19 protein-coding genes are annotated in these 22,636 nt (G+C 57.3%); 11 read left to right on the top strand and 8 right to left on the bottom strand.

The window, feature by feature from the left end; genetic code table 11:
* Window positions 1–132 precede the first annotated feature (132 nt).
* On the top strand, window positions 133–1,236 hold the full coding sequence (locus tag C5Y96_RS21445) for a M24 family metallopeptidase (protein ID WP_105357636.1): 1,104 nt from the start codon (window positions 133–135) through the stop codon (window positions 1,234–1,236).
* A 402-nt stretch (window positions 1,237–1,638) separates the two neighbouring features.
* Here C5Y96_RS21445 and C5Y96_RS21440 read toward each other — a convergent pair whose 3' ends face one another.
* Complete coding sequence (locus C5Y96_RS21440) at window positions 1,639–2,193, bottom strand: YqgE/AlgH family protein (protein WP_105357635.1); 555 nt, start codon at window positions 2,191–2,193, stop codon at window positions 1,639–1,641.
* Window positions 2,194–2,229: 36 nt separating this feature from the next.
* Window positions 2,230–3,240 (bottom strand): ketoacyl-ACP synthase III, encoded by a 1,011-nt coding sequence (locus C5Y96_RS21435; protein ID WP_105358114.1) that lies wholly within the window; start codon window positions 3,238–3,240, stop codon window positions 2,230–2,232.
* Window positions 3,241–3,612: 372 nt separating this feature from the next.
* On the opposite strand from C5Y96_RS21435, the gene C5Y96_RS21430 reads away from it, so the two are divergent.
* Entirely contained in the window at window positions 3,613–4,161 is a 549-nt protein-coding gene (locus C5Y96_RS21430) for a hypothetical protein (protein WP_105357634.1), read from the top strand.
* A gap of 9 nt (window positions 4,162–4,170) precedes the next feature.
* Here the strand turns inward: C5Y96_RS21430 and C5Y96_RS21425 are convergent, their stop codons facing one another.
* Together C5Y96_RS21425 and C5Y96_RS21420 are read right to left on the bottom strand one after the other, a co-directional pair.
* The gene (locus tag C5Y96_RS21425; RefSeq protein WP_105357633.1) at window positions 4,171–5,274 is read right to left on the bottom strand and encodes a hypothetical protein; all 1,104 of its coding nucleotides are present in this window, start codon (window positions 5,272–5,274) and stop codon (window positions 4,171–4,173) included.
* Between the two features lie 120 nt (window positions 5,275–5,394).
* Entirely contained in the window at window positions 5,395–6,732 is a 1,338-nt protein-coding gene (locus C5Y96_RS21420; protein ID WP_105357632.1) for a nucleotide sugar dehydrogenase, read from the bottom strand.
* Window positions 6,733–7,009: 277 nt separating this feature from the next.
* Here C5Y96_RS21420 and C5Y96_RS21415 point away from each other — a divergent pair, with 277 nt between their 5' ends.
* The 4 genes from C5Y96_RS21415 to C5Y96_RS21400 all read left to right on the top strand — a co-directional run bounded on the left by C5Y96_RS21415 (window position 7,010) and on the right by C5Y96_RS21400 (window position 12,191).
* Window positions 7,010–8,710 carry a serine/threonine protein kinase gene (locus tag C5Y96_RS21415; RefSeq protein ID WP_105357631.1) on the top strand — a complete coding sequence of 567 codons (1,701 nt, stop codon included), beginning with the start codon at window positions 7,010–7,012 and terminating at the stop codon, window positions 8,708–8,710.
* Window positions 8,711–8,923: 213 nt separating this feature from the next.
* Entirely contained in the window at window positions 8,924–10,339 is a 1,416-nt protein-coding gene (gene leuC, locus C5Y96_RS21410; RefSeq protein ID WP_105357630.1) for a 3-isopropylmalate dehydratase large subunit, read from the top strand.
* Between the two features lie 50 nt (window positions 10,340–10,389).
* Complete coding sequence (gene leuD / locus C5Y96_RS21405; RefSeq protein WP_105357629.1) at window positions 10,390–10,986, top strand: 3-isopropylmalate dehydratase small subunit; 597 nt, start codon at window positions 10,390–10,392, stop codon at window positions 10,984–10,986.
* 185 nt (window positions 10,987–11,171) lie between these two features.
* On the top strand, window positions 11,172–12,191 hold the full coding sequence (locus C5Y96_RS21400; RefSeq protein WP_105357628.1) for a hypothetical protein: 1,020 nt from the start codon (window positions 11,172–11,174) through the stop codon (window positions 12,189–12,191).
* Between the two features lie 32 nt (window positions 12,192–12,223).
* Here C5Y96_RS21400 and C5Y96_RS21395 read toward each other — a convergent pair whose 3' ends face one another.
* Both C5Y96_RS21395 and bioB read right to left on the bottom strand, forming a co-directional pair.
* Window positions 12,224–13,678: a DUF1570 domain-containing protein gene (locus C5Y96_RS21395; RefSeq protein ID WP_158261353.1), complete on the bottom strand. Its 1,455-nt coding sequence runs from the start codon at window positions 13,676–13,678 to the stop codon at window positions 12,224–12,226.
* A gap of 285 nt (window positions 13,679–13,963) precedes the next feature.
* Complete coding sequence (bioB, locus tag C5Y96_RS21390) at window positions 13,964–14,980, bottom strand: biotin synthase BioB (protein WP_199188756.1); 1,017 nt, start codon at window positions 14,978–14,980, stop codon at window positions 13,964–13,966.
* A 161-nt stretch (window positions 14,981–15,141) separates the two neighbouring features.
* Here bioB and C5Y96_RS21385 point away from each other — a divergent pair, with 161 nt between their 5' ends.
* The 3 genes from C5Y96_RS21385 to C5Y96_RS21375 all read left to right on the top strand — a co-directional run bounded on the left by C5Y96_RS21385 (window position 15,142) and on the right by C5Y96_RS21375 (window position 17,497).
* A complete protein-coding gene (locus C5Y96_RS21385) occupies window positions 15,142–15,702 on the top strand; it encodes a PSP1 C-terminal domain-containing protein (protein ID WP_105357625.1) in 561 nt (186 codons plus the stop codon).
* Between the two features lie 283 nt (window positions 15,703–15,985).
* The gene (locus C5Y96_RS21380) at window positions 15,986–16,999 is read left to right on the top strand and encodes a DUF1559 domain-containing protein (RefSeq protein WP_105357624.1); all 1,014 of its coding nucleotides are present in this window, start codon (window positions 15,986–15,988) and stop codon (window positions 16,997–16,999) included.
* A 96-nt stretch (window positions 17,000–17,095) separates the two neighbouring features.
* Entirely contained in the window at window positions 17,096–17,497 is a 402-nt protein-coding gene (locus tag C5Y96_RS21375; RefSeq protein WP_105357623.1) for a hypothetical protein, read from the top strand.
* Window positions 17,498–17,516: 19 nt separating this feature from the next.
* Here the strand turns inward: C5Y96_RS21375 and C5Y96_RS21370 are convergent, their stop codons facing one another.
* Window positions 17,517–18,248, bottom strand: coding sequence for an MBL fold metallo-hydrolase (locus tag C5Y96_RS21370; protein WP_105357622.1), 732 nt, complete (start codon window positions 18,246–18,248; stop codon window positions 17,517–17,519).
* Between the two features lie 195 nt (window positions 18,249–18,443).
* Between C5Y96_RS21370 and C5Y96_RS21365 the strand changes: the two genes are divergently transcribed.
* Entirely contained in the window at window positions 18,444–19,433 is a 990-nt protein-coding gene (locus C5Y96_RS21365) for a DUF4261 domain-containing protein (RefSeq protein ID WP_158261352.1), read from the top strand.
* Here C5Y96_RS21365 and C5Y96_RS21360 read toward each other — a convergent pair.
* On the bottom strand, window positions 19,394–20,437 hold the full coding sequence (locus C5Y96_RS21360; RefSeq protein ID WP_105357620.1) for a putative zinc-binding metallopeptidase: 1,044 nt from the start codon (window positions 20,435–20,437) through the stop codon (window positions 19,394–19,396). The two genes, C5Y96_RS21365 and C5Y96_RS21360, sit on opposite strands and share 40 nt — an antisense overlap.
* Window positions 20,438–20,796: 359 nt before the next feature.
* On the opposite strand from C5Y96_RS21360, the gene typA reads away from it, so the two are divergent.
* The gene (gene typA / locus C5Y96_RS21355; RefSeq protein WP_105357619.1) at window positions 20,797–22,605 is read left to right on the top strand and encodes a translational GTPase TypA; all 1,809 of its coding nucleotides are present in this window, start codon (window positions 20,797–20,799) and stop codon (window positions 22,603–22,605) included.
* The last annotated feature ends 31 nt before the right edge of the window (window positions 22,606–22,636 follow it).

Here is a 22,636-nt window from a genome sequence, read left to right as displayed (position 1 = left end):
CTGCAAATCTTTGCTCGCACTGGGGATCGGGAAATTCAGCGCTTGGGCATACTTTTCAGCGTGCTCCCAGGCTGTTAGGTTGTCCTCCGCATTCATCCTATCTCACCAAGATCATTGCAGCGGAGCACAATCATGCTTGGAATCGACGTCGAGGCCTGCCGTAGCCGTCAAAAACGCCTGTTGAACGCATTGGAAAGCCAATCGCTCGACGCCATCGTTGTCACGCAGAACGAGCACGTCCAATGGCTGGCCGGCCCTCGCTACGAGTTCAAGTTTTCGCCCGCCGCTGTCCTGTTTGCCGATGGCCGCTTGGCCCTGGTCGCTCCGAACGAAGCCCCCGAAACGGCCGCTGCCGACGAGATTCGCACGTACGAAGCTCAGTGGCTTTGCACCCTGCGAAACGATCAACGCGCCGCGTCCAGCCAACAGCTTCTCGCGATCTTAAAAGAAGCTGGCTCGATCAAACGTCTTGGGGTAGAGTACTCCAGTTACCCGGTTCACGTTTCCAGTCAGTTCAGCGCTGAGCTGATCGATGTTGAGCCTGAAATCTACCGGCAACGCCGCAAGAAAGACGCCGATGAACTGGCCAAGATCCGCATGGCCATCAGCGGCACCGAGAAGATGTACGAAAAGGCCCGCGAGATCATCTGCCCCGGCATCAACGAGCTGGAAGTCTTCAACCAGTTGCAAGCGGCCGCCGTGGTGCAGTTTGGCGAAGCCCTGACCGGTACCGGCAACGACTACGCCAGCGGCGAGATGGGGGGACCTGCCCGTGATCGCCGCGTAGAAGATGGCGAACTGTACATTCTCGACCTGGGGCCGGCCTTCCGAGGATACTTTGCCGATAACAGCCGCGCGATCGCCGTTAACGGCAAGCCCACCGACGAGCAGCAGGAAGCATGGACCTACATCATGAAGGTCTTCGCTCACCTCGAATCGGTCGTGAAGCCCGGCAAGAGCTGCAAAGAACTGTTCCTGGAAGTTCAAGACATCCTCAAAGCAGCCCCCATCGGCGAGTTCCCTCATCACCTGGGGCACGGCATCGGCCTTTACCCGCATGAAGCCCCGCACCTGAATTCATGCTGGGATGATACTTTCGCCGTCGGCGATGTCTTCACCTGCGAACCAGGCCTCTACGATGCCCGACTGAAGTTCGGCATGCGGCTGGAAAACGACTACCTGGTCACCGAGACCGGTATCGAAAACCTCTCCCCCTTCAAGATGGAACTGGCCTAACGCCGGTCCTGTAAGCCTCAGCCAGTATCACAGCACGCTCAAGCAGAATTGAGCCTGGCACTCGGCCAACGAACGCGGTCAGCCATCGCCTGCCAGCCCCAAGGGGGCGACCGTTAATAGCCAGGGGCGGAAGCCCCTGGTATCGATGGCCACCACAATGAGTCCTAAGCCCCAAGGGGGCGGCCGAATGCGCGAGTATCCGTTCGGCCGCCCCCTTGGGGCTTAAGACGTTTTTATTAGGCTTTCCAGGGGCTACCGCCCCTGGCTATTAACGGTCGCTCCTTTGGAGCTGACGGAAGAATGCATGCGAGGGCGTTACTAACTTAGCGTTTTACATGGTGCAACTAGCTGCGTTGTTCGCACCCTACGTTACCTTCGGGAACATCTCACTTCGCCGACCGGTTAGTTCATATTCGGGTCTTGCGGCATGCGTTTCAGGTTGAGCGATTCGCGCATGATGTTCGTGCCCACTTCGCCGGAGACGCTTTTCCAGAGGAGGTCGTTGTTGGTCTCGAAGACCTGCTCTTTGGTGGCCGGCAGCGTGAGCCAACCTCCCACTTCCATTTCGGCTTCCAGTTGCTGGGCACCCCAGCCAGAGTAGCCGAGGAACAAGCGGAACTCGTTGCGGCTTTCGCGGATGAGAGGTTCGATGTTCTCGCGCTGGCTCGAGAAGTAGACACCGGGAATCACTTCCAGCTCCGCGAGTTTCTCTTCCTGATGCAGGGCCATCAACGGACCTTCGACCGGGCCCCCTTGCAGCACGTTTTCGGGGGCGTCGATGCTCTCGCCAGAGACGTTCTTCCAGATTTCCTGCACGGTGACATGGATCGGGCGAGTAAGCACCAGCCCCAGGGCCCCTTCGTCGTCGTGCTGAACCATCAAGACGACGGTTCGCAGGAAATTAGGATCGGGAAGGTAGGGAGACGCAATCAGAAATTGTCCGGCCAAAGATTGCATCGCTGGCGTAGCTCCTCAGGAGTCAGAACAAACGGGTCAATCACCGTTGCCGTAATGATCGTGCCAGATGCATCCGCCCCAGGACCAACCGACGCCAAAGCCCACCAGCAGATGCTTGGATCCTTTGGTCAGTCGATTCTGCTGTCGCAAGTCGTGAATCATCAGGGGAATCGTCGCCGAGACTGTGTTACCTACAGTCTCTAATACAATGGGCATACGATCGGGTTCGATCTCCAGGGCTTCCTGCAACTGCTCCAGCATTTTACGGGTCGCCTGATGAAATAGATAGAGTTCCACCTCTGATTTCGGAATCCCGGCGGCCGCGAAGATGCTTTGCACCAACTGGGGAATCGCCCCGACGGTGAAGTTGATCAAAGCGGGACCATCCATGTACAAGCGGCTGTTCCAGCGTTTGCGATGCCGCGGCGTGTGGGCGTCTTCAGCCAGGCGGGCACCACCGTCGGTCACCATCAGCGTGTCGGCACCGCTGCCATCGGTACCAAAGTGGAAGCCATCAAGCGTTGGTTCGCTGCTGGCTTCCAGCAGTGTCGCCGCGGCTCCGTCGCCGAAAATCGTCCGCAGGCTGCGGTCGTCGGGATCGATGTACTTGGAGTAGGTCTCAGCCGTAATAAAGAGGACACGCTTGGCGATGCCAGCACGGATGAGCCCCTCGGCCAGCGACAGGCCATAAATAAACCCTGAACACCCCAGGTTAAAATCCAACGCTCCGCAAGAGATCCGTAGCCCCAGTCGCTGCTGCATCAGGCAGGCCGTCGTTGGTAGGGGATAGTCAGGCGTTTGCGTGCAGAAGAGGAGGAAGTCGATCGATTGCGGATCGATGTTGTGCTCTTCGAACAGCCGCTGGGCCGCGTTCACCCCCAGATCGGACGCAGTCTCTCCGGGCTCGGCGATATGACGCGATGCGATTCCGGTCTTGGTATAAATGAGATCCATGTCCCAGCTCGGGAATTCGTCTTGGAGCTGCTGGTTGGTCTCAATCCTTTGGGGAAGGTAAGTAGAGATGGGACCTATGGATGCGTATTTCACAAACGACACTCTTCACTTCAAATTGACAGCTGGAGTCGGCCGACAACCTGCTTCCTGTCAGCGCGGCCTTCCGGGCGCCGAAGCGCACCATTTGGGTCCTCGAAGCTTATCAATTCCAGGAAACGTGCGATACCCAGGCGTAAGAATTACCTACATTGGACGGTTTGTACCGGGGATCGCTTACGCCTTGCGAAGTGAGGAAAGTATGTCCCACGCATAGTTGGTTTAGGCAATCTGCCAAAGCTTTAAGGGGAGCCGTCTGTCCCTTTGCAGGTAGCCGCGGAAAAACTGCGGACCAGGCCGTCGTTCTGCCGAAAAAACGTTCGTGTCTTTCTACTAAAAGTATGGGCGTCGTTTTGAAGGGAATCAAAATTGGCTGCCGGGCGTGTTTTTCGTTATTTGCTGAAGTCGTGGTTTTCCAAGCCGGTCCATCAGCGAGAAATCTACTCGTGGATCCGCCAGCATGCTCCGATCGTAAAGATCGCGGAGGTTGGCTTGGGGAAGACCCAGCGTGCTCAAGAGATCATTGAGTTCGCTCAGCTCTACGCCGAAGATTGCCAAATCCAGTTCCTGGGCATCGACATGTTCGAAGGTCGCCCCGGTGGCGATGGTATTCCGCTGAAGACCGCCCACAAAACGCTCAATGCCCTGGGAGCCAAAGTTCAGCTTGTTCCCGGCGACGCTGCCAGTGCCCTGCCCCGCGTGGCGAACGCGTTCCGAGACGTGCAGTTGCTGATCATTTCAGCCGACCAGGATGTCGAAAGCATCCGCCAGTCGATCTCGTGGATCCCGCGGATGCTCAACGATAAGAGCCTGGTGCTGTGGGAAGTGAAAGATGCCAAGGGAGAGCTCAGCTTCGGTCGCTACAGCATGAGCCAGATCGAAGCGATGACCACTAGCCCGGTTCGCCGCGCTGCCTAAAGTTACGGTTTACTGAGCGGCGGCCCGCTCGATCGACATGGCGTAGGTGACGTCTTTATCCGGATTGGAAGCGAAGTCACCGTCGTCGTCGTTGACCTGCAGAATGATCTTCTCGTAGTCTTTATCGGCCGTCCAACTGAACGGGTTATTCACCGTTAGCCCTGGTACCAGCGTCAGCTTTTGCAGATCGTTATTGGGGAACAAGGCACAAATGCCCATGCGGCATTTGTCGCCACCGGCAACATTTTCGTCGTCTGGCGAGGCGCTGGCGATGCCGCCCCATGTTTTCCATTTGCCGGAAACATACTGCAGCGAGATGACATCCCCTTTATGCACCGGGCCGACCACGTAGCCCACCGGATCTTTCGCGGTTACCGTTACCTGCTTGCCTGTGAACGAAGGGAGATCGCCGGAGGTCGTATCGTCGGTGGTTGGGGCTTCCTCCGTCGGCTTGTCGGTCATCGGTTCGTCCGTCATGGGACTGTCGGTCATCGGCTGTTCGCCACCCTGAGGGCGAAGCTCGACGGCAGGAATCCAAGCCGATTTCGGTCGGCCATCAACACTGTACGAAACGAAGTAGGCGTTGTCCGAAGGACGGCGGGCAAAGACCTTGCCGGGATACCACTTGCTGTCGACTAGCACATCGATTGGCGTGCCAGGCGTGTAGATCTTGTCGGGGTCTCCCTTACCGGGATCGGCCGGCTTGGTGTCCATCGGCGTGGAAGTACCGTTGTCGGTCGAGGTACCGCCGGCGCTGTTGTTCGCCATCGCTCCGGTGGCTGGGCCGGTAGTGGAGTCGTTCATCGGCAAGGCCGTAATGCCGGTCGGTGCCGGGCCTTCGCCGTTGAGATACTTCAAGTAGGCGAGCGTTTCGCTACTGAGGTGTTTGACCGGCATCCAGATCTCGGTACGGTCGGTGTTACGAAACAGGACGTACTCCCCTTCTCGCTTGAGCGCCTTGCCGGTGAACTCGAAGTTGCCGTGCTTGCTTTTGAAGGTGTAGTTCGACTGGTTCGTGGCATAGTTGATGTTCTGGGCATGGGCCGCAGCACAGGCCATCACGATCGCAGTCAAGCTGAAAGCAGCAGTGACGGAGTAGCGAAGAATCGACATATCAAAAGTCCGTTTCAGGAATCGACGGCAAGGGAGTAGTTGCCAGTATACACCAAGGGGGGAGGCATAGTACTGCCGCTTTTTCAGTTTGCCATTAGGCAACTTCTCATCTGGCCGGAGTTAAGCCTTGCGAATGTTGCCACGCTGCTCAATCTTCCCCAGGGCGTTGCGTGTATCAATCACCAGCTTGGCGTGCTTGGCAATAAACTCCCAGTCGTAATCCTTATGATTGGTGACAATCAGTACGGCATCCGCCGCAGCCAGGCTCTCGGACGTCAGCTCGATGCTTTCCTTGCGGGAGAACTCGAAGCTCCGCATCTTCGGCAACTGGGGGATGTACGGATCGTTGTATTGGATCTCGGCCCCTAGCGGTTCCAACAGTTCCATGATCGCGAAGGCCGGGCTTTCGCGGGGATCGTCGACGTTGGGTTTGTAGGCTACACCCAGCATCAGAATCTTGCTGCCGCGGACGGCCTTGCCGGCGGCGTTCAGGGCCAACATCAGTTTCTGCACGACGAACTGCGGCATGCTGGTGTTGATTTCGCCGGCCAGTTCAATGAAGCGCGTCGGCATGCCTTGTTTGCGGGCTAGCCAACTGAGATAGAACGGATCGATCGGAATGCAGTGCCCACCGAGGCCTGGGCCCGGGTAGAACGCCTGGAACCCGAACGGCTTGGTCTTGGCCGCGTCGATCACTTCCCACAGATCGAGGTCCATCCGATCGAACAGCACCTTCAGTTCGTTCACCAACGCGATGTTTACGGCTCGGTAGGTGTTCTCAAGGATCTTGCACGCCTCGGCCACTTCCAGGCTGCTGACCGGGATGATCTCGACGATCGCCTTCTCGTATAGCTCGCAGGCCAACTTCAGGCTGTGCTCTTCAAGCCCGCCGATTACTTTGGGGATGTTCGCGGCGGAAAACTGAGGATTGCCTGGGTCTTCGCGTTCGGGACTGTAGGCGACGAAGAAATCGACACCAGGCTTCAGACCGCTTCGCTCGAGAATCGGCAGCACGACATCCCGCGTGGTGCCGGGGTAGGTCGTGCTTTCGAGGACCACAAGCTGTCCCTGGCGTAGTGACTTACTGATGGCCTCGGCGGTGAGCTCGACGTACTTCAGGTCGGGGTCGCGGGAACTATCCAGCGGGGTGGGCACGCAGATCAAAAGCACATCGGCCTCGGCCATCCGGGCATTGTCGCAAGTTGCCGAGAAACGCCCCATTTTAACATTTGAGGCAATCCACTCGCTTGCGATGTGCTTTATGTAGCTTTCCCCACGGTGAAGTTTGTCGACTTTGTTAGGATCAGTATCGAAGCCCAAGCAGCGGAAACCACAGTCGGCGAACGTCTTGACCAACGGCAGCCCGACGTAACCCATGCCGATCACCCCCACAACGGCAGACTGATCGGCCAGCTTCTGGCGGAGAGATTCGTAAGAAAGCAGAACATTTTCAGCCATCGGCGTGTCTTTTCGAGTAAGCGCTACTAAAAGGAATAGGATCATGAACCAGCGGAGCGGTCGATTCCCCTTGAGGGTAAGGACATCACCGGTAATACTGATTCAAGGGTGTGAATTGTTGGTTACTGCGAATTTGCTGCGAATCGCTGATAGCGGCTATCTGAAAAGTTAGAACCGCGAGTTGGATTAAGATTCGCCTAATGATATCGAACACGTTAATATAAATCGTCGGACGGATGCTCCGCTAGAATTGCGAGATGCTTTCTAAATTGACTCTATGACTGATTCGACTCCCCCAAACTCGATGGATCGGCACTTTGAGGAGACCGTCGTTGCGCCTAGCGATTCTGGCGTCGATAAGACGAGCACTTCCTCGCCCCATATTGCTTTGGTGGAAGGGTCGTCGTCCAGTCCCCACTTCTCGCGGCTAACTCAGTCGCTGTTGCGACTTCGCTTGAGGGTTGCGACGTTCGTCATGTTTGGCATTTTTGCCATCTACTTCGTGTGGCACGTCTACGACTTCGCATTTGTCGACAACGCAACGGAAAGTCCGTTTCTGATCGCCCTGCATGCGGGGCTTTTGGTGCTGCTGGCCACCACAGGCTATTTGCTGTGCCCGCGGTGTGATGTCCGCAAGGGACTGTTGCGTTCGCAAGAGATCGTCACATTTGGTCTGCCGGCCGTCTTACTTTTGCTGGCCCAGTACAACTCGATGCATCTCTGTGTGCGTGAGTACCAGATGATTCAGAATCCGGCACCAGGGTGGATGTTGTTGATCTTCATCTATGCCCTGTTCATTCCCAACACCTGGCAGAGGGCCGCGATTGTCATCGGAGCGATGGTCGTCGCGCCGCTGGGCCTGTTGGGTTACGCCTGGATGACCGATCAACTTTGCTACACGATCATGTATGGCAACCCGGAAATTCTGGCCGAAGTGGCTTTGAAGATGATCATCAGTGGTGCGGTCGCCGTGTTTGGTGTGTACACGATCAACATGCTGCGAACCGAAGCATTCCATGCGAAGCAGCTTGGGCAGTATCGTCTCAGTCGCAGCCTGGGGGCTGGCGGCATGGGCGAGGTTTACCTGGCACATCATTACCTGATGAAACGCCCCTGTGCGATCAAGATCATACGCCCCGAAAAGGCAGGCGACTCGAACGTGCTGGCCCGTTTCGAGCGGGAAGTGCACGCCTCGTCGAAGCTTTCGCACTGGAACAATATCGATATCTACGACTACGGCCGCACCGAAGACGGTACGTTCTACTACGTGATGGAATACCTGCCGGGGCTGAACGTTTCGGACCTGGTCAAGCGGTTTGGGCCGTTGTCTCCTGGGCGCGTGATTCACCTGCTGCGTCAGGTGTGCGACGCATTGAACGAAGCCCACTCGCAGGGAATGATCCACCGCGACATCAAGCCCGCCAACGTGTTCGCGGCCAAGCGTGGTGGTTTTTACGATGTCGCCAAGCTGTTGGACTTTGGCCTGGCCAAGCCGATCGCATCGACCGAAGATTCCAACCTGACCCAGGAAGGGATGATCACCGGTTCGCCGTTGTTCATGTCTCCCGAGCAGGCCAGCGGCGAAAGCGAACCCGATGCCCGCAGCGATATCTACTCGGTCGGCATCCTGGCATACTTCATGCTGACCGGTCACACTCCGTTCGAGTACGATCGGCCGATCAAGGTGATCATCGCCCACGCTCACGAAGCGGTCGTACCCCCGTCAGAGCACGTTCCGTCGGTTCCGCACGATCTGGAAGCGATCGTGATGCGGTGCCTGGCCAAAGATCCGGACGATCGGTACCAGTCGATCCTCGACATGGCTGCCGCTTTGGACCGCTGCGAGTCTTCCGGCAGTTGGCTCCAGGCCGATGCCGTGCAGTGGTGGACCGAGAACGAAACGATCGCCGAATGCCCTCAGCCGGGGGAAGAAGCCCAGCCGACCGACGAAACTCGGATCGCTGCGATTCGCGGGTAATGCTTACAGGCGGCGAATGACCCTGGCATGGCCCCTTCTTTGGGGCTTGCCCCCCTGCCCCTCCCGTTTTGATGAAATCCGGCTATAATGCTGGACTATCCCTTATGCCCTGCTCTCCACCCTGTCCATAGAGGGCGGCGGCAAACCGAGCGAACCCCGTCTCGCTCGTGAATCTCTTTGTGGACCTAGCAAAAGCCGTTAGGGGAAAGACGAATGATCGCGGAAAACGCCCCCCGTACCATGTTCCAGAAAATCTGGGACAACCACGTTGTCGACGCCGAACCTCACAAGCAGGCCCTGCTGTACATCGACCTGCACCTGGTTCACGAAGTGACCAGCCCACAGGCATTTGAAGGCCTGCGACTGGCCGGTCGTAAGGTTCGCCGTCCTGAACTGACCAAGGCGACTCCCGACCACAACGTTCCCACCACCGATCGCTCGCTGCCGATCGTCGACGAGATCTCGAAGCAGCAGATCGACACCCTGCGTCAGAACTGCAAAGACTTCGGCGTTCAGCTGTTCGACCTGAACGACGTCAAGCAAGGCGTTGTCCACGTGATCGGCCCCGAACTGGGGCTCACGCAGCCTGGCATGACGATCGTGTGTGGCGATAGCCATACGGCCACGCACGGTGCTTTCGGCGCGTTGGCATTCGGCATCGGTACCAGCGAAGTCGAACACGTGCTCGCCACGCAGACGCTCATTCAGACCGCCCCCAAGACGATGGAACTCCGCGTCAACGGCAAGTTGTCTCGCGGCGTCACGGCGAAGGACCTCGTGCTGTTTTTGATCGGTCACCTGACCACCGCCGGCGGTACCGGGTATGTCCTGGAATACACGGGCGAAGCAGTCCGCAACCTGACCATGGAACAGCGGATGACCGTCTGTAACATGTCGATCGAAGCAGGTGCCCGTGCCGGTATGATCGCTCCGGACGACGTCACCTACGATTACATCCGCGGCCGTGAGTTCGCTCCGAAGGATATCGAAGCCGCTATCGAGCGTTGGAAGAATCTTCCTTCGGACCCTGGTGCGAAGTACGACAAGGTGATCGAATTCGACGCCAAGGACATCGCTCCGCAAGTGACCTGGGGAACCAACCCTGGTCAGGTTTGTGCCGTCGACAAGCCGGTTCCGGCCCCTGGCGATTTCGCCGACGCGACCGAACGCCGCTCGACCGAACTGGCCCTGGAATACATGGACCTGAAAGCTGGCGAGCCGATGTCGACTGTCAACATCGATCGCGTCTTCATCGGATCGTGCACCAACGGTCGGATCGAAGACCTGCGTGCCGCCGCGAGTGTCGTCAAGGGACACAAGAAGGCCGACCACGTTCACGCGATGGTGGTGCCGGGCAGCGGTCTGGTTCGCCTGCAAGCCCAGGAAGAAGGTCTCGACAAGATCTTCACCGAGGCTGGTTTTGAATGGCGAGAAGCTGGCTGCAGCATGTGCCTGGCGATGAACCCCGACAAGCTGGAACCAGGCGAGCGCTGTGCTTCGACCAGCAATCGTAATTTTGAAGGGCGTCAAGGACGTGGTGGCCGAACCCACCTGGTCAGCCCCGAAATGGCCGCCGCGGCAGGTGTCGCCGGGCATTTTGTTGACATTCGTGAGTGGGATTTTAAATAAGCCCTGCTATCCGAAGCGAACGACCAACCCTCTTTTTATAGTTCAGTATCATGCAACCATTTGTCAAAGAGACCGGCGTTGTCGCCGTTATGGATCGGGCCAACGTCGACACCGATCAAATCATTCCCAAGCAGTTCCTGAAACGTATCGAACGAACCGGTTTCGGCCAGTTCCTGTTTTTCGATTGGCGTTTCATGGACGACGGCGAACTGCATCCCGAATTCGAGCTGAATCACCCCGCCGTTGCCGGGGCTTCGATTCTGGTCGCGCGTCGCAACTTCGGTAGTGGTTCGAGCCGCGAACATGCCGTGTGGGCGATCGATGACTACGGTATTCGCGCTGTCATTGCACCAAGCTTTGCCGACATCTTCTACAACAACTGCTTCAAGAACGGCTTGCTGCCGATCGCTCTCAGCGAAGAGCAGGTCGACGAGTTGTTCGCGCGATTTGCCAAGTATCCCGGCTACAGGTTGACCGTCGATCTGGAGACGAAAACGATCAGCGACGCACACGGCCTGGAATATTCGTTCGACGTCGACGAGCACCGCCGTCACAAGCTGCTCAAAGGCCTGGACGACATTGCCAGCACGCTGGAATTGGAAGACAAGATCGCCGCCTACGAACAAGCCAACGGAATCGGCGCGTAAGGGTGATAGTACTTACCTCGCTCTCGTCCCCTCTCCACCGTCTTCGGGGGAGAGGGTAAGGATGAGAGGGCAAGTGCGGCGAACTACGGTTCGCCTTTTTTTGTGCGCCCATGGTTGGAATCGGTCGGCAGGTGGGCCACACTATACGGCTAAGTCGCTTCACGATCACATGGACGAGGACTGTTATGCTTCACCGAGTTTCCCTGCCGCTGGCGTTTGTTCTGTTTCTGGTTGCTTCCACCCAAGCCGAGATCAAGCCTGAGGTTATTCTCGAGGGACTGAAGTGCCCCAGCGGTGTCGCCGTTCAGCCGGAAACCGGCACGGTATTCGTCGCCGAGACAGCCGCTTCGCAGGTTATTCGCGTGGTCGACGGCAAAGCGGAAGTCGTCGTGAAAGACTTTCCTGCCGACGAATATGGCAAAGGCCCCGTCTATCAGATCGGTCCCTTGGGGTTGGCATTCCTGGACAAGAACCGCCTGGTGGTTGGCGACGGTAGCTTGAAGGATGGTGAAGAAGTCATTCGTATTTTCGACGTTCCTGAAAACGGCAAAGAGGCCCTCGCCGCCGATGCCGGGCAGAAGACCAATCCCCTGGCAGCCGAAGGAGATATCCCAGGCGAAGGAAACTTCTACGGCGTGGCGATCGATGCTGGCGAGATTTACACCACCGCTAACGGCGACGACAAGAAGGGCTGGGTAGCTCGGGTAACGGTCGACAAGGAGAAGGTCGGCAAGCTCGAACGCTTCATCGCCACGAAAGAGAGCGTTAATGTCGACGCCCCGGCCGCCATCGCGATCAGCCCTCGGCGAGAAGTTGTGGTAGGTCAGATGGGGGAAATCAACGATCAGAAAGATAGCCTGCTGACCTTCTACGATCAGAAGTCGAAGAGCCTGCTGCTGAGCTTGCCGGCCGAAGTGTTCGACCTGGTGGGCCTGGCCTTTAGCCCCAAGACCGGCCGGCTTTACGCGGTCGATTACAGTTGGGCCGATCCGAAGCAAGGAGGTCTGTACCGCCTGGACGCCGTGCGTCGTGATGGCAAGCAGGTTGTGAAAGCGACCAAACTGCTCGACCTCGACCAGCCCACGGCCCTGGCGTTCAACAATGAAGGGGAGTTGTTCATCACTCTCTTCGGCAACGGCGACGGCAAAGACGAAAGCAAAACGCCAGCCACCGGCAAGCTGCTGAAGATCGGCGAAGGCTTGTAGGCCGGTCCCATGGGACCTGGGAGGCCGAAGCGTTACTTCGCTTCGGCCAGTGTTTTTTCCAGGTCGGTTTTCAGTGATCGCATGTACGATCGCCACTCTTTGTCGAGGGCTGTTTTGTCTTTGCCGAAGACCTTGTCGAACACCTTTTGCAGCTCTTCGGGGGTGGTATGGGTTGCTTTGGGGAGCTTACCGAGCTCTCGGTAATAAGCGACCAGCTTGTCGAAGTGCTTTTCCATCAGGAAGTGGGTCAGTGCCCATGACTGGCCGTAGGCGTGCAGCGTGGTGAAGTTGTTAGCCGAACGCGTGAAGAGTTGATCGGATACGATGAAATCGATGTTCGAGATCTTCGTCAGCGGAGCCAGTTCGCGGTACCATTCCAGGCGTTCCGCATTGACCGCACCAATGCCGCTCCAGGCCGCTTGCTTGGGAGACTCGAAATAGGTGGCCAGTCCTTCGGCGGCCCAAACGGGAATGGGAGAGTCACCTGGCATCAGGCCGGTGTTGGCCGATAGCTGGTGGGTCGCCTCGTGGCTGACGACTTCGATGTCCAGGTTCGCTCGCTTCACTTCAATCAATAGGCTCAGCGTATCGGCAAAGCGGACCACGTCGGCCAGGCCGCTCAGCTTGCGCCGGCGGATCTCGTCTCGATCACTTTGTAGCTGATGATTCAAAGCATTCAGCAGTTCGAACGACTGGTCGGTCCCTTGGTCGTAGAAGACGGCCACGTTATCGATGCGATGATAAAAACCGGCCGCCGATGCCAGGTCTGGGCCCAACAGCGTAACAAACTTCAGGTACTCTTCGTGCTCGGCAAAGAGGACCACCATCAGCAGCTTGTCAGGCACATCCAGTTCCACCCCTTCCAGGCAGAACTTCATCAAAAAGCTTTCGTAAACCGTTTCCAGAAGCTCCAGCCGTTCCTGGGCACGCGTCATGTCGGTGCGTTCGTCCTTGCGGTCGGAAGTGTCGTGCAGCAGGAGAAAGTGTTTGCTGCGGACGAATTTCATGTCGGCGCGATTCTTGGTGAAGTCGCGCATGATCTTTTCCTGTGCCGGATCGATCGCTACCGGCTTGTCGATCGCTTGTTTCAGTTCGACCAGCTTCTTTACCCGGTCGTCGTTCGGGTTGATTTCCCACGCCGCTTTACAGGCCTGGTAGAAAAGATCGAGCTTGCCGATCTTCAACGCTTCACGAGCCGCCTCGAGGCATTGGTTCAAGTCACCGGCTGCCTTGGCCGTATTTAAATGGTTGGTCACTTGCGACTGAACGCTGCGGACTTTGAAGATCTTCACGTCCGCGGCATTCATAAACAGATTGCCGAACGTCGGATGCCGGAAGGTGACGGTCGCCCCGGGGTTGACGGTGGCTCGCCCTTGCAGGATGAAAACCAGGTTTGTGCCTGGGACGTTGTAGAGAACCAGGTCCGCAAACGCATGGGATGTACTCGCCAGTCCGAGGATCAGTCCCAAGAGGATTCGAACAATCATGACGTACCGTGGGTAACGAGGATCAGAGCATTGGCCGAAGAGAACTCGCATTATGCCCGGAATTGGCAAAGAGAGCAAAACGAACGTGCGAGTATGCTGGAATGGGAGTGCAAGCGTGGTTCTCTCTTACGCCCTGAAAGGGCAGCCGATTGTAGCCAGGGTCGAAAGCCTCTGGTAGCCGTCTCGAAAAACAAAGAGCCCTGAAAGGGCGACCGAAAACAATTATTGCAGTTTCGGTCGCCCTTCCAGGGCTAAGAGAGGGCGTGTCGATGAACCAACGCGGTGCTAGTTGGCCGAGCCGATCGAGACTTCTTCCGTTTTGGTGACGGTGAAGCCGAGGTCTGCGAGCATCTTGTAGTCGTCTTCCGCGGTCTGCCCTGGCGTGGTCAGGTAGTCACCCAGGAAGATCGAGTTCGCCGCGTACAGCCCCAGTGGCTGCAGGCTTCGCAGGTGGATCTCGCGACCGCCAGCGATGCGCAGTTCGGCCGTGGGATTGGCAAAGCGGTAAACGGCCAGGATCCGCAGACACTGTCGTGGGGTCAGGTCTTTGCCCAGGCCCTGCAGCGGTGTGCCGTCGATCGGGTTGAGGAAGTTGACCGGAATCGAGTGCACGCCCAGGTCGCGCAGTTCGAGAGCCATCTTCACGACGTCCTCGTCTGACTCACCCATCCCCACGATACCACCACTGCACATCTCCAGGCCGGCGTTCTTGACGGCGTTGAGGGTCTCGATGCGGTCGGCATAGGTGTGGGTCGAGCAGATCTTCTCGTAGTACTCGGCACTGGTGTTCACGTTGTGGTTCACGCGATCGACACCGCAGGCCTTCAGGCGATCGGCTTGTTCGGGGCTCAACAGGCCCAGGCAGGCGCAGATCTTCAGGTCGTACTTTTCCTTGATCTCCGGCACAATCGTCTCGACGGCTTTCATTTCGCGTTCGTTCGGGCCGCGGGCCGAAATGACGATGCAGTAGGTCTTCACGTCACGCTCGGCGGCGATCTTGGCACCTTCCATCAGTTTGTCACGGCTGAGGAAGTTGTATTTGGGGATTTCGGCGTCTGAGACCTTCGACTGCGAACAGTAGCCGCAATCTTCCGGGCACAGGCCGCTCTTGGCGTTCATCAGTTGATAAAGCTGTACCGTTTTGCCAAACGCTTGGCAACGAATCTTGAACGCGGCGGACATCACGTCCAGCAACTCGTCGTCAGACGAATGGAGGATCGAAAGACCTTCTTCCACGGTCAATTGATGACCACGCAAGACTTCTTCGGCCAAGGCGGACCACGATAGCGTCGACATTGACATCGGCGGCGTACTCTTCTTTAACGGTCGATTGAAATAGCAACTTTTGGCCGATTAGGCCAAGTGCCCATTCTAAAACGGTTGGCGGTGAATTGTAAGGTGAGTGCCTGCCGACACTTGGCAAGCTTGCGACGATCAGTGAAAATGAGGGTAAGGAGACCATTTTGGTACAAGAAACGGCCATTGGGCGTCATCATTTTGTTCGCGTCAGCGTGCTGGGGCATGTCGGCAGGTTCACATCGGTCGATGCGATTGCCTATGTTCGCGGTATGCGCGTCATCTGTCGCACTTCCCGCGGGCTCGAAGTCGGCGAAATCCTCGGCCCGGCTGGCGAGTCAGAGGGAACCGACAGCGACGGCTCGATCGTCCGCGGCATGACCGTGGAAGACAACCTGATCCTGGCTCGTCTGGAACGCAATCGCCAGGAAGCGTTCGCGGCCTGCGAGAAAGAACTGGCCGAGCGTGGTATCCGCGTCCCTCTGCTTGAGGTCGAGCAACTGTTCGACGGGGGCTCGCTCTATTTCTACTTCCTGGGCGACGTTCCCGAAGAAGTCGCCGAGCTAACTGGTCGCCTGGCCGAGACCTACAACGCGGCTGCTGGCATCAGCCAGTTTTCTGATCTGCTGGAAACAGGCTGCGGTCCTGGCTGTGGGACGGCAGAGAAAGCAGGCGGATGTGGCGATTCTTGCACAAGCTGTGCGATTGCCGGAGCGTGCAAAAAGTAACGCCTGACACTCTAGGGCAGCTTTTTTCTCGCTACGACCTGGGCAAAACGGTCGTGCCTGCTGCTGGCTCCTGTCTTGCTGGAGTGTCAATAAATTTCTGCGATTAAATATAAATTTGCATATCGGGCATTTTTTAACGAAACCCTGTTTCTGATCGTGTGTTTTTTGTAAATATTGGGAATAATAGCCGTGCGCTTTATTGGGGGCTCCTAAGGCCACTATTGTCGTATTTTCTTTTCATGTCGTACGTTCTTTTCATTGAGTATCGGGAAGAGGCTAGGTTATGCGAACTTATCGAGGTTTTACATTAGTTGAGTTGCTGGTGGTCATTGCGATCATCGGCGTGCTGATTGCATTGTTGTTGCCGGCTGTGCAGCAAGCCCGCGAGGCCGCTCGGCGGATGCAGTGCACAAACAATCTGAAGCAGCATGGCTTGGGGCTGCACAATTTCCACGACACTTATGGCCGCTTCCCCCCCGGGGCATCGAACGATCGGCAGCCATTTGGTACCGGTGGGACAAACAACTGGGGCATGTCGTGGCTGGTCTATATCATGCCGCAGATCGAACTTGGTAACGCTTACGAGGCCGGGAACTTCGGCTCCGGAGCCGGCTACAACACCACCGCAATCACCAACGCCGTAGGTAACGGAACCGGTAAAACGCCGATTTTCGACGTCTACGTCTGTCCGTCGAGTGCCCTGCCTGACAAGACGTCGCTGAGTGCTCCGTATTCGATGATTCCTGACTACGTAGGCATTGCCGGCGCGGTCAATGGCTTTGGTGGCATATCGGGGGCGACCGAGTATACAAACACCGCATACGGCACCGCTGCCACCAACGGAATTTTGTATTACAACTCGCAAAGCAAGTTCGGTTCGATCACTGACGGAAGTAGCAATACGCTGATGGTGAGCGAAGTGGGGGACTACGTCTACAACGATGCCACAACGCGTATCGATTATCGCCCAGGCCGTCAGCATGGCTTTGCGATGGGTTGCAAAGGTAGCAACAACAACACGACCGTACTGCCGACCTCCGCGGATGGGCGTGTATTTAATACGGTTACGGTGCGTTACAAGGTCAACCCAGGCAAGAATCAGTTCTTCACCACAGCCTGCGATGATGGCGTTTGCCAAAACATGGGCGTGAACAGCCCGCTCCGTTCGCCACACGCTGGTGGCGTGCTCGGTTTGCTGGGGGATGGATCGGTGCGGTTTATCGCCGAAACGATCAATAACACGACCCTTGGCAATCTTGCCGTGCGTAACGATGGCAATGTGCTCGACCCATTCTAAATCGCATTAGACGGATCTTTGCGGCAAGTCGCGCGGTCAGCCGTTCGACTTGCCGCCTCTTTTCATCGCCAGCTTTTCATTCCAGGAGTAGATATCATGGCGGGTTGCCTACGCCTTGTTCTTGTTATGCTTTGTCTTTCCGTCTTGGGTTGTCAACAAGGAACATCCGACGATCGTTTCGCGGGAACCAGCGAAATCACCGGTACTGTCACGCTGAATGGTACCCCTTTAGAGTCGGGGCAAATTCAATTTACCTCGCCTGAGGACATCAGTAACGGATCGGAAGCATTCGCCGAGATCTCCGCCGGCACCTACACTGCCAGGGTGACGCCCGGTAAGAAGAAGGTCCTCATTCGCTCGCCGAAGCCCGTTGGTAAGCCGGACGAAACCGGTCTGGTCGCCACCCAAGAGACCATCCCGGCCGAGTACAACCAACGAACCACCCTCACCGCGGATATTCCGCAAGGCGAAGGGAAGATCGACTTCGATTTGAAGTAATTGGAACTGCAGGCCTGCGTTATCCGGCCCTCTGATCGAACGTCTGCTGGATAACGCCGGCCAGGTCCAACAGTAGCTGGTCCCCTGCCCCTTGGTAGGAAGAGCCATGCATGACGGCCAGAGTTTCTGGTTTCAAATTGGCCAATTGCCGTAGCACTCCTTCGGTTTGCGAGGTGTACGGCATGTACCCGGCCAACGGACCTTGCTGCAGCAGCTGCATGCCGTGCTGGGTGGGTTCGATCAGCGAATCGCTGGTCAGCGGTGCCGTGTCGCCAAAGTGATGAAACAGGTCCGAGCAGAAGAGCGTCTTCGTGGTCTCTTCAAACAGCACGCCCGCATCCCAACCGTGCGGAATGTGGGGCGATGGATAGAACCGGTAGCGATACTTGCCCGTTTCCAGCACATCGCTGGGTGTCATCCCTTTGGCGGGGCGATCAGAGAAGTCGTCGACGCTGACCAGCTTGCCAATCAGCGTGCAGACCGGCTCGGCGTGGGGGGCAACCTTCAACCATTCGTTGAGTGCTCCGCATTCGTCCGATTCAAAGTGGCTCCAGGCAATATACCGCAGCGTCGCCGGATCGATGATCTTGGCCACGGCTTCATAAAGCAGCGGAAACATCCCCTTGAGTCCCGTATGAAACAGCAGCGGCTTATCGTCCCGCACGAGAAAGTGGTTGAACTGCATGTTCAACTCAGCAGCGAACACCGAAAGGCGGAACAGATCGGGGGCGATTTCCGTGATATTTACCATGGGTGGATCTCAGCGATGGTTAAGCCAATAGGTATGCCCAGTTTTTAGCTCATGCCCAATTCTGAGGGAAGCTTGTTTTGCCGCATTTCCTGACAACGTGATGAGGTGCGCTAATGTTTGACGCCTTATCGACTTAGGCGTATGCTTGGCATCGCAACGACTTCCGCGACATCTGCACCAACGAAGGCACGCGTCATGGCCAAGGGAATCTTCACGCAAGGGGTTTGCGTACTGCTGGATCGCCCCGTTTCAATCGCCGAGGTGGCGTCGGCTTTAAGTGACTTTGAAGTGCTGGGGATACGTGAAGAAAGCGAAGAATGGGCGATGGGGGGCGCAAGTGCCCTGGTCATGTTCGACGAAGCCACCGGCGGAACGGTTACCGTCGACACGGTCGATCACGAGTGGCCCGATGGCATGGGGGATCCCCAGACAGAGTTCATGGTGTTCGGGGCCTGGTCGATGGGGCACTTCGGGCCTTTTGCCTACCCGGGCGGGCTCGATCGGGCGGAACAGCAGTCGTGGGCCTGGCGCGACGCCCCCGAGGTAGTCGAGCGTCACCGGGGATTCGTGCGACTGCGAACCAGTTACGTGATCGGCAAAGGGGAAGACGCCAAGTGCCTGCCGGAAGAATACGATCCGATCGCCGAACTGCAATTCAACAACAAGCTTGTCCAGGCCCTGCTTAACCTGGAAGGGGCTTTGTGCTATTACAACCCCAACGGTGAAGTGCTGCTCGATCAAGACAGCTTCCGCAACAGCTTGAATTATGGCTGGGCCAACGAACTTCTACCGCTGGATATCTGGTCGAATGTGCGACTGTTCAACATCGACGAGACTTGGGCACTGATGGATACGGTTGGCAACTGGCAGTTGGAAGTCCCCGATATCGAGGCCTGTTTCGTCGTCGACGATTACGAAGTGAACGACGTTGCCAACTTCCTCCGCAATGCGTCGAATTACCTGGTACAAAGCGGAGCGATCATCAACGATGGCGAAACGATGGATGGTCCCGGCGACATTCGTTGGGCGGCCATCCAATTCGAGAACGGGATCTGCGATCCCCCGCGCGAAACGCTGCGTTTCGTGCCGCTGGACGATCACAAGGTTCCCAAGATCGTGGAAACATCGGGTCGTGCCGAAGAGGATCAGGATGACGACGACGAGCCAGAGCTTTCCGGCGATTGAACGCGGATCTCCTGCAAGTCGTGCATGAACCGCAGCTTTTCGATCACCAGCTTATTGAAGACCTCAGGCACAAGATCTAAAAGGCCAATGTCGCGGTTGAACTCGTTGGCCATCACGCCGATCTCGCGATACGCTTTGAGCCACGCATCGAAGTCATCAGGCGGAACGGCCGCGTTGATCCGCGGAAAGGACTGGGCCGTGCTGACGATCGAAGTCATATCCAGGTAGGCGGCAAAGCTCTCGGCGAAGTCTTCCCACGGGTGCATGCTGGCGTACGCCGAAATGAACCGCGACTGCCAATCGGGCTGAGGGCCGTTGGCGTAGTACGCAGCTTGTGCGTCGGCGTACGTGGGGTTCTCTTCGTTGCCAAACAGTTGGCGAAATGCCTCCAGCTTCGAGGGTTCGACCAGCATGTCCCAGTAATAATGGCCGAGCTCGTGCCGGAAGTGCCCGACCAGAGTTCGTTGGGGTTCGCCGAATTCGACGCGCGTTTGTTCTCGCTTGACGCTGTCGGCCTCTTGCAGGTTGATCGTAATCAGGCCGCACGCATGTCCGGTGGAAACCGGCCGGGCATCGTCTTCTTTGAATTCGAACTTCAGCGGTAAGTAATCGTTGCGGCTGGGATCGCCGATCGGGAGTCCATTCGACTCGACTCCATACAGCACGCGTCGTTTGGCCGCTTCCAGACGACGCCATTTCACCAGGTTGCCTTCGATCGAGAGATTGGGGATCACCTGGTTCAACCGGCAGTAGTTGCAATAGGCCTGGTCTGGCTCTTCGATGGCGATCGTGCAGTTGCAGGCCTTGTACTCGACGCGATTCCGGCAGAGCTTCAGCTTCTGACCACAGGCCTGGTTCATACACTGCCAGGTCTCGTTGTCCAGCGATTTCAAAGCGGTCACCTGGCGGCACGTGGGGCACATGCCGACGGTCTCTTGGCAAGAGACACAGAAGGAGCTTCCAAAGAACAACTTATGCCCGCACTGGCAGCGAAAGGTTTGCATCGGAGACTGGCCCGGGATCGTGGTTTGAGCAATTGGGTGGAGACAACACCGACCTCGTAGTGCAATTGTCAGGCCGAATCGAGAGGGACGAGGGGATTTCGCCTAGGGCAATCGGCGGACGTGGTAGACGGCCTGACCCTCGTTTCTGCCCTGCTGTGGATCGCGCGGACCTCCCCGGATGGGGTCGATTCTGGGGAAATGGGGGCTTGAGGGGATTATCGATTTGAGAATTCCCAGCCCCTTTCCTGCGGATTTGCGAATGTAAGGGCGGGTCCCCTACCCCAAAATTAGGTGAATCTGATAGGATTTCCGGTTCTTGGACGGGGAAGTTTAGGCCTGCCTTATAAGCACGAACCAGTATGCGACGCGACGACCTACGAAATATTGTCATTATTGCCCACGTTGACCATGGTAAAACGACCCTGGTGGACTGCCTGCTGCACCAAAGCGGTCAGTTCCGGGCAAGCCAGCTTTCGAGCGAGCGAATTCTCGACTCGAACGACCTGGAAAAGGAACGTGGTATCACGATCTTGGCAAAGAACATTGCCCTGCCCTACGAAGGGGTGAAGATCAATATCGTCGATACGCCTGGGCACGCCGACTTCGGTGGTGAAGTCGAACGCGTGCTGAGCATGGCCGACGGTGCGGTGGTTCTGGTCGATGCCGCCGAAGGTCCCATGCCGCAAACGCGGTTCGTGCTTTCCAAAGCGCTGGAATGCGGCCTGAAGCCGATCGTGCTGATCAACAAGATCGACAAGCCCGATGCCCGTCCGCACGAAGTGGTCGATGAAGTGTTGGACCTGTTCCTCTCGCTGGGTGCCACCGACGACATCGCCGAGTTCCCGTACTTGTTCGCCAGTGCCAAGGCTGGCTTCGCTTCGCCAGACCCTGACGTCCGCGAAGGGGACATGCGTCCGCTGTTGGACCTGGTGCTGAAGCACATTCCCGGTCCCGACGTCAACCCGGACGGTCCGCTACAGATGCGCGTCACGACGCTCGACTGGTCGGAGTATACCGGCCGTATCGCGATCGGCCGCATCAAGTCGGGCAAGATCAAGAAGGGGCAGTCGGTGATGATCTCGAAGGCCGACGACACCTTCGAACGCGGACGCATCGTCGCCTTGCATGCGTTTGAAAACCTCGGACGTATCGAAGTCGACGAAGCAGGTGCCGGTGATATTATCGCCGTGACCGGTCTGGAAGACATCGATATCGGCGACACGATCTGTGCCATCGAAAACCCCACGCCGCTGCCGCGCGTGGCGGTCGATGCCCCGACGCTCGAGATGATGTTCACCATCAACACCTCGCCGCTGCTGGGCAAAGACGGCAAGTACGTCACCTCGCGTAACCTGCGAGATCGTCTGGAAAAAGAACTCGAACGCAACGTCGCTTTGCGTGTTCGTCCAGGCGAATCTGGCGATAGCTTTCTGGTCAGCGGTCGTGGTGTGTTGCACCTGGCCGTGCTGATCGAAACGATGCGCCGCGAAGGGTACGAACTGGCGGTCGGCAAGCCGCAGGTGATCATGCGTGATAACAACGGCGTGAAGGAAGAGCCCTACGAACAACTGGTGATCGAAGTGCCATCGGAAAAGATGGGCCCGGTCATGGAACTGGTTGGCGAACGTCGCGGCGAACTGGTCGAAATGCAGCCCCGCGGTGACTACAGCCAGGTGATCTTCACGATTCCGTCGCGTGGTTTGATCGGTCTGCGTACTAAGTTGCTCAATGCCACGCAAGGCGAAGCGATTGTCAATCACCGCTTCGAATCGTACCAGCCGGTGTCAGGCGAAGTGCCTCGCCGAGCCAACGGCGCGATGATCAGCATGGTTTCCGGCAAGGCTGTCGGTTTCGCCTTGTTCGCGCTGCAGGAACGCTCGGACATGTTCGTGCGTCACGGCGACGAAGTGTACGAAGGGATGATCGTCGGCGAGAACTCGCGCAGCGACGACCTGACCGTGAACCCCACCAAGGAAAAGAAGCTGACCAACATGCGGGCCTCTGGCTCGGACGAAAACATCGTACTTCGTCCACCGAGAGACATGAGCCTGGAAGTCGCCCTGGAATACATCGAGGACGACGAACTGGTCGAAGTCACACCAAACCACATCCGTCTGCGTAAGATCCTGCTGAAAGAAACAGATCGCCGCCGACAGAGCCGCAAGTAATTTCGGCTCGGATAGATGTCGTGAATGGCTC

Origin of the sequence: Blastopirellula marina, assembly GCF_002967715.1 — a bacterium.
GTDB lineage: Bacteria > Planctomycetota > Planctomycetia > Pirellulales > Pirellulaceae > Bremerella > Bremerella marina_B.
The sequence above is the reverse complement of the archived record's forward strand: the minus strand, read 5'-3'. Positions and strand labels throughout refer to the sequence as shown.